General features: G+C 60.4%; 10 protein-coding genes. 5 read left to right on the forward strand and 5 right to left on the reverse strand.

Annotated elements, in window-relative coordinates; genetic code table 11:
- Nucleotides 1-18: 18 nt before the first annotated feature.
- Both VFG17_RS08140 and VFG17_RS08145 read right to left on the reverse strand, forming a co-directional pair.
- A complete protein-coding gene (locus VFG17_RS08140; protein ID WP_325028955.1) occupies nt 19-1,347 on the reverse strand; it encodes a glycoside hydrolase family 1 protein in 1,329 nt (442 codons plus the stop codon).
- A gap of 38 nt (nt 1,348-1,385) precedes the next feature.
- Nucleotides 1,386-2,891 (reverse strand): carboxylesterase/lipase family protein, encoded by a 1,506-nt coding sequence (locus VFG17_RS08145; protein WP_325028956.1) that lies wholly within the window; start codon nt 2,889-2,891, stop codon nt 1,386-1,388.
- A gap of 157 nt (nt 2,892-3,048) precedes the next feature.
- Here VFG17_RS08145 and VFG17_RS08150 point away from each other — a divergent pair, with 157 nt between their 5' ends.
- Nucleotides 3,049-3,363: a hypothetical protein gene (locus VFG17_RS08150; RefSeq protein ID WP_325028957.1), complete on the forward strand. Its 315-nt coding sequence runs from the start codon at nt 3,049-3,051 to the stop codon at nt 3,361-3,363.
- Between the two features lie 35 nt (nt 3,364-3,398).
- On the forward strand, nt 3,399-4,268 hold the full coding sequence (locus VFG17_RS08155) for a helix-turn-helix domain-containing protein (RefSeq protein WP_325028958.1): 870 nt from the start codon (nt 3,399-3,401) through the stop codon (nt 4,266-4,268).
- A 195-nt stretch (nt 4,269-4,463) separates the two neighbouring features.
- On the opposite strand, the gene VFG17_RS08160 is transcribed toward VFG17_RS08155, so the two are convergent.
- Nucleotides 4,464-5,090: an SRPBCC domain-containing protein gene (locus VFG17_RS08160; protein WP_325028959.1), complete on the reverse strand. Its 627-nt coding sequence runs from the start codon at nt 5,088-5,090 to the stop codon at nt 4,464-4,466.
- 1 nt (nt 5,091) lies between these two features.
- On the opposite strand from VFG17_RS08160, the gene VFG17_RS08165 reads away from it, so the two are divergent.
- From VFG17_RS08165 to VFG17_RS08175, 3 genes are all read left to right on the forward strand, one after another.
- On the forward strand, nt 5,092-6,030 hold the full coding sequence (locus VFG17_RS08165) for a GlxA family transcriptional regulator (RefSeq protein ID WP_325028960.1): 939 nt from the start codon (nt 5,092-5,094) through the stop codon (nt 6,028-6,030).
- Nucleotides 6,031-6,127: 97 nt separating this feature from the next.
- Entirely contained in the window at nt 6,128-6,502 is a 375-nt protein-coding gene (locus VFG17_RS08170) for a hypothetical protein (protein ID WP_325028961.1), read from the forward strand.
- A gap of 222 nt (nt 6,503-6,724) precedes the next feature.
- Nucleotides 6,725-7,042 (forward strand): cupin domain-containing protein, encoded by a 318-nt coding sequence (locus tag VFG17_RS08175; RefSeq protein ID WP_325028962.1) that lies wholly within the window; start codon nt 6,725-6,727, stop codon nt 7,040-7,042.
- 112 nt (nt 7,043-7,154) lie between these two features.
- Here the strand turns inward: VFG17_RS08175 and VFG17_RS08180 are convergent, their stop codons facing one another.
- A complete protein-coding gene (locus tag VFG17_RS08180; protein ID WP_325028963.1) occupies nt 7,155-10,301 on the reverse strand; it encodes a type I restriction endonuclease subunit R in 3,147 nt (1,048 codons plus the stop codon).
- Nucleotides 10,298-10,987, reverse strand: a complete 690-nt coding sequence (locus tag VFG17_RS08185; protein WP_325028964.1) for an abortive infection family protein — start codon at nt 10,985-10,987, stop codon at nt 10,298-10,300. Before VFG17_RS08185 ends, VFG17_RS08180 begins: the two co-directional genes overlap by 4 nt.
- Between the last annotated feature and the right edge of the window lie 5 nt (nt 10,988-10,992).

Below are 10,992 nucleotides of genomic sequence, written 5' to 3' on the forward strand. Positions count from 1 at the left end.
TACTCGCGTTTCGGCCTTTCATATCCGGTTGGCCTTTGCCCGCATGCCGAGATATCGTGCGCTGGGTTTCAGCGTACGCTTGAAAGTTTTGCGGTCGACCTCGACCAGCCCGAACTTTTTGGCATAGCCCGAGGTCCACTCGAAATTGTCGAGCAACGACCAGTAGAGATAAGCCTTCACGTCGATACCGTCGTCGATGCACTTGCTGACCTCGGCCATCGTCGCTTTGATGAACGCGATGCGCGCGGCATCGTCGGTCGTGCCGATCCCGGTTTCGGTCAGATAGAGCGGCTTGCCGATATGCCGGGCGGCGTAGCGGATCGTGTGACCGACCGCGGGCGGATAATTCTCATACCCCATATCGGTCAGCGGGGCGCCCGGCGTTGGCGGCAACAGCCCCTTCGGTCCGATGCGCAGCCGCGAATAGGTCTGGACACCGACGAAATCGGACTGGCGCGCCGCCTCGATCCAGCCGCCGTACATCGTTTCCTCGGCTTCTTTCCCGCGATGGTCTTCGCCGACGCCCTGAATCTCCTGCATCGACAGCGTCACGCCGACGGGCAGGTCGGACCGCGCCGCCTTGATCGCCGCATAGGCCTTGGCATGCGCATCGAGCATGACCCTGTCGATCTTGTCGGGATCGCCGAACAGCATCGACGAGAATTTCGGCGAGTTGGTGCGGCGCGCCGCCGCGGCGATCATCGCGCGGGCGTTTTCCGCCGCGGCGTCGCTCGCAAAGCGCGGAATCACCTTGCGCAGCCCAAGGATGTTCGCTTCGTTGAACGTCGTCGCCATGCCGATCAGCGGCCCCAGCCTCTCCGTCGCGCGGCCGCAGAAACGCGCGAACAGGTCGGCGCCGTCGGCGACCTCGAATCCGCCGCGCATCGCGAACCACAAGGGCACGGTGAAATGGTTATAGGTGACCATCGGCATCAGCCCGCGCGCGCGGCATGCTTCGAGCACGCGGACATAATGGTCGAGCGCGGCTTCCGAGAACATGCCCTCGGCGGGTTCGATCCGTGCCCATTCTATGCCGAAGCGGTAACAGTTGAGCCCGAGGCTCGCCGCGATGTCGAGGTCTTCTTCATAGCGATGATAGCTGTCGCAGGCATCGCCTGACGGGTCGACGAATGCGGTCGGCTTGTTCGTCTCGAGCAACCAGCTGTCAGAAGCGGTGTTGCCTCCCTCGCTCTGGTGCGCCGAGATTGCGGTGCCCCAGAGGAAACCCTCGGGCGCTTTTCGCCTCACGGCCAGAGCGCGCGCGGGCGCCGTCGCCATGGCCGCCACCAGTCCCGTCGCACCTGCGACGATCTGGCGCCGGGTCGGCCGGGTCGATGCAATGGTCATGGCCTCTCCTGAACCCCGTGTTTTTTCGCCGCGCGGTTTCAGCGAGCGGCAGGCGCCGACCAGGCCTTGATCGCCGCAGCCATCGAAGCCGCCTTGGCTTTCTCCTCGACCGGGGCCAGGCGCGCGGCATGCGGCTTGGCGCCGATGACCAGATAGTGGGTCGGCGGGGTCGTCACCGCGGGCCAGCGCACCGCATCCTTGCCATTCGGGTCGCCCGTCGTCGCGAACCGCACCCAATAATCGCCCATCAGCTTCGACACCTTCATATCCTCGGTGTCCCAGCGATGTTCGGCGGCCTTGTTGCCGAACAGATATTCGAGCTCGCCGCCATGGTCGGTCCCCGCCGCGGTCGCGCGCTGGTCGACCGGCACCTGATCGAAGAAATAGGCGAAGGCCTTGTTGCCCCCCGCCGCATGCATATCGGCCACCGCGATCGACGGCAGGACGAAGCCGAGACCTTCGGCCAAATCGACGGCAGCGGCGCCGGGGTCCTTGCCGTTCAGCGCGATATAGCCCGCATGAAGTTCGGGAAACGCGCTCCCCAGGACCATCTTCGCCGTCGCCTCGGTCATGCCGCCAAGGCTCGATTCATTGGAGTTCGAGCCGATGATCAGCGGGACGCCCATCTGCTTGTTCTTGTAGAAGGCCTCACCCGGGCTCATGGTGACAATCTTGCCGTCGATGAACGGGAAGGCGCGCGCCTTGATGATTTCGGAAACCGGAATCTTTCGGAGTTGCTCGGCGGTTGCATCCTTCAAGCCCAGTTCGTCGGTGAATTTCCGGCCGAGCATTTCGGCATTGATCGCGCCGCCGCGGATCGGTGCCAACACGGTGTTGCCCGATCCCGACTGCGACGCGGCCTTATGGAACAGGCCCGCGGCGGCCGGGGATCCCATCAAAATCTGCACCGCCCCTGCCCCGGCCGATTCGCCGAACAGCATGACATTGCCGGGATCGCCGCCGAACTGGGCGATGTTGCGCTTCACCCATTCGAGCGCCGCAATCTGATCCATAACGCCGAAGTTGCCGAGTTTGCCGTCGGGGTCTTCGCGGGTCAGCGCCGGATGTGCGAAATAGCCAAGCCGGCCGAGGCGATAGTTCATCGTGACGACCACCGCGCCGCGCGCCGCGAGCCCCGATCCGTCGTACAGCGGAACGCCTGCCGCGCCAAAGACGAAGCCGCCCCCGTGCAGAAAGACCATCACTGGATATTTGCCGGGCTTCTTCGGCCGCCAGACGTTGAGGAACAGGCAATCCTCGCTCTGCGCGCCGACCTGCGCCCAGGCTTCGGTGCGAACGGGCTGCGGGCAAGCGTTGCCATAAGCCTTCGCGTCGCGAACGCCACTCCAGGCGAGGGCCGGCTCCGGCGCCTTCCAGCGGAGCGGCCCCACCGGCGGAGCGGCGTAAGGAATTCCCTTGAATGAAATGACCAGTGCATCCGCCGTACCGGCGACCGTGCCGGTGTCGGTCGCCACCGAGCTTTGCGCGAACGCAGGCACCGCGAACGACGCGCCCAGCAACAATGCGAACAGCATATGCCTCATCATCAATCTCCCATGGCCGGATCTGATCTCCGCGTTTTCGCGGGGACCGTCCGTTGTTTCAGTTTCCCGATCGATGCCCGGGCAGGGCCCACCCCATCAAGAATCCCGAGGCCATCCTGCAACACCCTCAAACCCTCGTCAACATGTTCATTAATTTATGAATGAATATATTGACGAGCGTGGCTCCTTGGACATGCGTGGGCGGCGAAGCAGATCTCCTGATCATCAGCTGTTCGAGGGGGAGTGCTGTTGGCGCCGCGCCCGCGATGTAATCCGCAGCGAATTTGGCGATCGCGGCGCGGTCGGTTTCGAACTCTACTCAAAGCCCGACATCCGCATCGCGAAAGCCGAACGCGACACTATCTCAAAGGTAGTCGACCCAGCCGAGTTTTTTTGGTTGCCCGGCGATATCTTTGCCGACGCGAGCGGTATAGCGCATCTATCCGGAACAATTCGGTACCGGCCGATGTGACGAAGCGAACAAACGAACAATCCAGGATTGAAACTTTGAGCGGTGCAGCAGAAAGGACGCGCGGGGAACCAAGGACTGCGAGCATTTTGCGGCAAATGCGCGTGGCACTAGGCATTTCGCAGCTTGAATTGGCGCTTCGCCTCGGCATGTCTCAACGCCACATCGGTTTTGTCGAGCTTGGGCGTGCCCGGCCCAGTTTAAGCTTGATCCTCAGTTGGACGCGCGAGACTGGCGGGACGATCGACGAACGGAACGCGGCCTTGGTGAGTGCGGGCTATTCGCCGGCGCTTCTGGAAAGCGCACCCGCCGAATGCCGTCAATCTGCCGAAATTCGGACTCTGCGCGAAATGCTGGTCGCCCACGAACCCTATCCCGGGATCATATTCGATGCCGATTGGACGGTAAGGGCCATGAGTGAAGGTGGACAATGGCTTTGCAGCGTCGGCATGCCAGGACTTCTCGAACATGACGGCGTCCCGTCGAGCGAAATTGACATGATTACCGCTGTCACCCACCCGGCGGGCCTATTGTCCAAGGTCGTCAACGCTGCTGAAACCGGACGGGCATTGCTACGGCAACTGCGGCTGGAGCAACTGACCAGACCTTCTCTCAAGGCCCGTGTCGATCGATTTGAAGAGTCGCTGACAGCCAGGTACGGAGCGGCGGGCAAATGCGCACGCGCGCCGGGCGACACCCATCTCAAGGTAATCCTGGACACCGAATACGGGCAGATGACGTTCCTGCTCGTCCAGACCGTGTTCGGATTACCGCAGAATGTAACCCAGAAGTCGTTGCGCTCGGAACTCTGGTTTCCGTTCGATGACGCAACGAGGGTGATAATGACGACGCGAAGGCGATTAGGTCTTGCAGCAGGAAATCAGTCAACGAAGCAGGTTATGCGCTGAGCGAGACGATGCCGCTGTGAAAGCAGACGCGCACCATTGTCGCCGCAGCAGTTTCCGGGGCCGTTGTACGAAAGGCCGCAACGGCCCTTCGCACTTGTTCGCGGTTCAGGATCGAGGGCGGGCCGCGCGGTTCCAGCCGGAGGCTGCGATGCGCCGCCTCCGGCTCGACCCATGCGCTTCGCCGCAAGGCCGGGGTCAGTAGCAAAGAAATTTGTTCAACGCCTCGAGCATGCTTTCCCAGCCGGATCGATGCCCCGCCACGTCGTCGAGACCATCCAGATACAAGCCTTGCTCGATAAGCCGCATGCGCGTGCCGTCGCCGTTCGCCTCGAATGTGACCGCAACGGTGCCGACGAACCCGACCCGGCCTTCGGTCATCAGCCAGGTTGAATAGATGATCCGCTTGCCGGGCTCGATCACGAGATAGCGGTTCTCGTTGAGATATTCCGCGCCGCCATCAGGGCCGAAACGGCACAGATCGGACTCGCCCACGGCGAAGCGGAACGCATCGAAGCTCATGGACCAGCCTTCGCCCGGGTCGCTCCATGCGAGTTGGGCTTGCTGATCCGACCAGGCCGCGAAGACCTTTTCGACCGGTATATCGAATTCTTTCGTCAGATCGACGGTTCCCTCGGAAATACTCATCGCAAACTCCTGCGTTCGGTTGGGGGGCGCTGGAAAGAATGCTCGCCTCAGCCCCGATCCGGCAGAGGCAAACTGGACTGTTTCGGGGCTTTTGTGCCATATGATGTCGATGCCCATACGACCAGTGCCGACCATTCCGCTGCGCGTGTCGATCCTGGTCTTGCCGGAGAGCGGCACGATGGCCGCTTTCGGGCTGCATGAGGTGCTGGGCGAAACCTCCCGGAACGGATGCGCGTTATCGCGTCCGATCCGCCCGACGCTCGTTGCTCGCCAGTTGGCCCCCTATCGGTCGAGCACAGGCCTCGCTGTAACTCCCGAAGAAGCGTTGAGTACGGATTGTGCCGACGTCGCTATCATTTGCGACATTCATTTCGACAAGGACGAAACCCCGGCGGGGCGGTGGAGCGAAGAGATCGCGTGGGTGCAGCGCCACATCGAAGCTGGCGCACTTGTCTGCTCGACGTGCAGCGGATCGGTATTGCTTGCCGAGGCTGGCTTGCTGGACGATGCCGAGGCGGCCTCGCATTGGAGCATGGCGGACATGTTCCGGGATCGGTATCCACGCGTCCGGTTTCGACCGGAACGGATTTTGTGCAACAGCGGCCGCGGCGGTCGATTGATAACGACCGGCGGTGCATCGGCGTGGCAGGATCTCGCTCTGTATTTGATTGCGAGATACTGCGGCGCAGCGGAGGCCGCCCGCGTGGCGCGCCTCTTTCTGCTCGGCGATCGCGGCCATGGACAGTTGCCCTTCGCGTCTATGACTCGACCTCGCCAGCACAGCGACGCCGTTATAGCGACGGTTCAGGAATGGCTGGCGGACAATTACGCGACCCCAAACCCGGTGTCGGCGATGGCGGAGCGGTCGGGTCTGCCGGTTCGCAGCTTCAAGCGCCGCTTTTCGACCGCGACCGGCTATTCGCCCGTCGGCTATGTGCAGGCTCTGCGGATAGAGGAAGCCAAACAGATGCTGGAAACCGAAGATTTGGCAATCGAAGAGATATCCGCTGTCGTGGGCTATACGGATCCGACATTTTTTCGCCGGCTGTTCAAGCGCCTCGCAGGCGTTACGCCGGCCGAATACCGCCAGCGCAGCAGTATCCTGCCTACCGCATAGTTTCGATGGCAAGTCCGGAGTGCTCGCCTACCTTCAAGATAGTCGTTTCCCGCAGTCCCTTCTGTCATTTTCAACGCAACGGACTGGAAAGCAGCTGATGACGCCGCAAATTCTCCTCGGGTTGGCCGGTTTTCTATCGGCGCTTTGGCTCGTCTTTCACCTGGTTCAAGGGGGTAAGGAAGTTGTGAGGCCATTGCGCGCGTCGACCGGCCTTGATCCCGCGGTGCGGGACACTCTCTACATGTGCTGGCATTTTGTAACGGCAACCCTCGCGGTCATGTTCGCATCATTTGTTCTGGCGATCGCCACATCGCGACAAGATTTGGCCATCGTCGGGACATCTATCGCGTTCGGTTTTACGCTGACCGGAATTGGACAGGTGCCGGCGATGCGTGCCCGCTACCGCGATCTACCCCAAGGCTGGCTTTTTCTGCCGATAACAATTTTGGGTTCAGCTGGACTGATGCTTTGATCGCTTGCCGAGAGTTCAGCCAAGCCCGAGGCCCCTGATATTGGCGACCACCTCGTCCGGAGGCTGCCACCCGAGGCGGCGCCTCGCGGCTCTGCTGCCTTGGTCCGGTCTGTCGAAGCATATATTGGACATTTAGTGCATCTCCGCAGTTCGACTGGAAGTTCGACCGGACCCGGTGACAACTCCAGCCCGTTCCCACCCTTTGCGAAGGCCAGTCTCACTATGTCCAAAAATGCAGTCACCAATCTTGCGTTGGCAACAGGATTACTTCCGCCAGCGGGGTGGCAGAGTTTGGTGCTGGGAAAGGCCGGCGATGTCCAAATCAAGCTATTCAAGGTGGATCCCGGTGGCCTGCAGCAAGAGACCCACGTCGCATGGTCAGAAAGCTTGATCATGATCAAAGGAGAAATGCAGGTCGAAATAAATGGCTCGATCCACACAGTACGCGCAGGCGAATATCTAAATATTCCAGCGGGGCAATCTCATTCCATCTGCCCAGGAGGGCACGGACATTTTCTTCTAATAGATCCGGAACCCTAACACTCATCATCAATAATGTTGGCGCGCCACGACGGGCGAAGAAGAGAATTACGTTTTTGCTATTGCTCTCTGAGATTGGCCGGAGTTTTCTAGCGCCATAAATACGAGCAAGCTATATCGCCCAATCGACAGCAATCGCGTTCGCTTGTTCGAGCACGAGATCTACCGCGGCTTTTTGAAGGTCAGGCGGATAGCCATAGCGGGCCAGCAGCTTGCGAACCTCGATCCGCATCTTTGCTCGCACGCTCTCTTTTTGCGTCCAATCGACAGTAACGGTGCTGCGGATTGTTTTGACGAGCAATTGAGCAAGGGTGCGGAGTGTCTCACGCTCCATCAGGTCTCGGGCTGATCCGTTTTCAGCCAACGCATCGTAGAAGGCCAACTCTTCGGGCGCCATGCCTAGCTCCTCGCCGCGCTTGGCCAATGCGGAAACCTCACGCGCCAGCGAAATCAGCTCATCGATCACCTGCAAGCTATCGACAGCCCGATTGTGGTAGCGGGTCAGAACATCGGCGAGCCGCTCACTCAGCTTGCGCGCTTCGACGATGTTCAGCCGTTCGCGCGCTTTAATGTTGCCCTGCAAAAGCCGCCGCAGTGTTTCAACCGCCAAGTTTGGCTGCTTGGTCTGCTTCACTTCCATCAGGAAATCGTCGGACAAGATGGCAAGATCGGGCTGCTCAAGACCGGCATCCTTAAACACGTCCAGAATACCATCAGACATGACGGCCTGCGACAAGAGTTGGCGGATTTCCTGTTCGATTGCCTGCCTGCCGCGTCCGCCCTTGCCAGACGTGTATTTGATAAGATTGGCCCGCAAGGCGACGATCAGCGCCACCTTTTGCCGTTTCGCCGATGCGCGCTCATCGCCTGCCGCGATGGCGAAGACTGCCTCGGCCTGCGTGGCAAGGTCGATGAACTCTGCACGGTGATCGCCGGACAGGATTTCTTCTAGGCACTGTTTGAGGATGGTCAGGCGGGCGGCTGGATCAGCATCGAAAAAGGCCTGCCAGTTGACCTTGCCGAGCAATGCCAGCGCGGATTCAACCTTGGTCAGAAGCTGGCGCACCGCCTCATCCATGTTGAAGCTGACCTGCTCTTGATCGCGGGCGCTATACTGTGCCAGTGCAGCCCGCAATTCCGCCCCGATGCCAAGATAGTCGACGATCAGCCCGCCCGGCTTTGCACCGAACACGCGGTTGACCCGTGCGATGGCCTGCATGAGGCCATGCCCGCGCATCGGTTTGTCGATGTAGAGGGTGTGCAGCGAGGGCGCATCGAAGCCCGTTAGCCACATGTCGCGCACGATCACCAGATCGAAGCCGGATACTGGATTCTTAAAACGGTCAGCCAGCTCCTCAAGCCGCGACTTGGTGCGGATGTGCGGTTGCATTGCCTGCGGATCAGCATTGTTGCCGGTGATGACGACCTTCATCATGCCATCGCTATCGTCAGAAGAATCGGAGCCTACCCATGCGGGGCGCAATCGGGCGATCTCATCATAGAGGGCTACCGCGACTTGACGGCTGATCGCCACGATCATGCCCTTGCCACCGCCCATCGCTTCTTTGCGTTCCTCGAAATGAGCGACGATGTCGGCGGCAATCGTCTCAATCCGCTCCTTGGAGCCGACAATTTCCTCAAACCGGCTGAACTTCGCTTTCAACTGTTCTGCGGCGCGAATGTCGCTGCCCTCGGTCAGCTCTTCCGCCAGTGCATCCAGTTCTTCGCGTTGCCCTTCGTCCAACCGCAACATCAACTTGGCGAGCCGGGCGGAATAATGAATCGGCACCGTCGCCCTGTCGATGACCGATTGGGTCATGTCGTAAGTGTCGATTACATCTCCAAAGACCGCGGCGGTGCTACGATCCCGCTCGTCAATCGGCGTGCCGGTGAAGCCGATGAATGTGGCGTTGGGAAGCGCCTGCCTCAAATACTCGGCAAAGCCGACTTCCTCGCGCACCTCATCGCCGCGCGTAACAAACCGGCGATTGAGGCCATATTGCGAACGGTGCGCCTCATCTGCGATCACGATCACATTGCTTCGGTTGGTCAGCAGCGGGTGCTCGCCTTCATCGCCACGAAACCGCTGGATGGTGGTGAACACCAACCCACCAATATCGACCTTGAGCAGTTCCCGCACCGCCGCCACGGTTTCAGCGTTGCGTGGCTCGCCACGGATGGCGCTGCCGTGCGCGGTGAAGGTCTTGAAAAGCTGATCGTCCAGATCGTTGCGATCAGTGACGACAACGATTGTCGGGTTTTTCAGCTTCTTCGCCAGTTGGAGCTGGCGGACATAGAACAGCATGGTCAGCGACTTGCCACTGCCTTGCGTATGCCAGACTACACCGCCCTTGCGGTGCCCGCCTTCACCCGCTGCCTTGGTCGTTGAGGCCAGCGCCCGCCGCACAGCGTGAAACTGGTGATAGCCAGCCAGCTTCTTCGATTTGACCACGCCATCGGCCATTTCAAAGGCGGTATAGTCGAACGCCAAGTCAAGCAGTCGCGCCGGATCGAAGGCACCCTTGATGAGCACTTCCAGCTCTGCGCGGCCAAAGTCATCGTGCTTATCGCCGTCGATGGTCCGCCACGGTTGGAAGCGATCAAGCCCGGCAGTCAGCGAGCCGATGCGCGCTTCCATCCCGTCGCTGATGACCAGCGCCGTGTTGAAGCGGAACAGTTCAGGTGTCTTGTTCTTGTAGTTTTGAAGCTGCTCGTGCGCCCGGTCTATCGTGGCGTTTTCATCGGCGGGGTTTTTCAGTTCCAGCACCGCCAGCGGCAGACCGTTGACGAACAGCACTATGTCGGGCCTGATCGTGTGCCGCTCGTTTTGCACGACGAACTGGTTGGCGGCGATGAAGCTGTTGTTGTCCGGCTTCTTCTGGTCGATCAGGCGCAGGCGGACAGTCCGGCTTTCGCCATTCTCGTTAAATTCTGCCGGAACGCCCTCGATCAGCATTTTGTGGAAGGCGCGATTGTTTTCCAGCAGGTTCTGCGTCGGCGCAGCCAGCACAGCGCGGATGGCCGTTTCCACCATGCTTGAGGTCGCATCGGGGTTGAGCGTGGCGAGCGCATCGCGAAGCTGCCCTTCCAGCACCGTTTGCCGATAGTCGGTGCGGGCGGTCATCGGGCCATCGGGGGCAAGATAATCGCCGGGCAGCACCCTCCAGCCGGAAAGATCAAGCCAACTCATGGCCGCCAGTTCAACCGCGCCCTCGTTGAAGCGATTGGGGGTGGAGTGGCCGCCGGTGGACCAGTTCATGCGGCGGCTTCCTCTTCGGCATCGGCGGGGTTGGTAAGCCGCCATTCGACAAGCGCCGCCTCGTATTGGGTTCGATCAAGGGTAAAGAGAATGCGGCTGGCCTCAAAACTGGACCCCGCGATTTCCACCAGCTCATACTCGCTATCGATGCTGTCGTTGAACTCTCCTTCCATTTCGTATGATGGGCCGGACGGCTCCTCCACCTCTTCGGCAGGGCGACTCCATGCGACATCGAGCAAGAAAGACACCAGCGCGTCGCAAAGGCCGCCCAGCATGTAGGCATGCTGGCGCTCAAGCGTGGGCCAATCGAGTGCGCCACCATGCCGCAGATTGGGAATATTGCTCAATGCGGCCAACGACGATGCCGCCCCGTTTATGCTGCCAAGCAGTTTCTTGAGATGGTGTTCAATCTTGTCCTTTTGCGGATGGTTGCCCAAGGACAGGTCAAGTGCCTTGATGACCAAGCTGGTGCGCTTGGGGAAATCATCGTCATCCCCATAGGTGATCCGAAGGACGCCATGTACGCTATGCTGCATTGCTTCGAACATTGCGCGCACATTGGAAAGGCACGTTAGCGGCAGTTGCTCAATGCTCTGTTCCAGCGCGGCAACATGCAATTCAAGGTTGCCAGCCCGCTCCGGGTGTCGCTCGATCAGATTTCGCAGGAGCTGGAGCTGATAGGCCATGCATT

Source organism: Sphingopyxis sp. (assembly GCF_035686825.1).
Lineage (GTDB): Bacteria > Pseudomonadota > Alphaproteobacteria > Sphingomonadales > Sphingomonadaceae > Sphingopyxis.

Bases quoted from the DNA above. Each gene is read 5' to 3' on its own strand.
- VFG17_RS08175 (WP_325028962.1), top strand. From the start codon at position 6,725: ATGTCCAAAAATGCAGTCACCAATCTTGCGTTGGCAACAGGATTACTT.
- VFG17_RS08145 (WP_325028956.1), bottom strand. From the start codon at position 2,891: ATGAGGCATATGCTGTTCGCATTGTTGCTGGGCGCGTCGTTCGCGGTG.
- VFG17_RS08140 (WP_325028955.1), bottom strand. From the start codon at position 1,347: ATGACCATTGCATCGACCCGGCCGACCCGGCGCCAGATCGTCGCAGGT.
- VFG17_RS08185 (WP_325028964.1), bottom strand. From the start codon at position 10,987: ATGGCCTATCAGCTCCAGCTCCTGCGAAATCTGATCGAGCGACACCCG.
- VFG17_RS08180 (WP_325028963.1), bottom strand. From the start codon at position 10,301: ATGAACTGGTCCACCGGCGGCCACTCCACCCCCAATCGCTTCAACGAG.
- VFG17_RS08150 (WP_325028957.1), top strand. From the start codon at position 3,049: ATGAATGAATATATTGACGAGCGTGGCTCCTTGGACATGCGTGGGCGG.
- VFG17_RS08165 (WP_325028960.1), top strand. From the start codon at position 5,092: ATGGCCGCTTTCGGGCTGCATGAGGTGCTGGGCGAAACCTCCCGGAAC.
- VFG17_RS08170 (WP_325028961.1), top strand. From the start codon at position 6,128: ATGACGCCGCAAATTCTCCTCGGGTTGGCCGGTTTTCTATCGGCGCTT.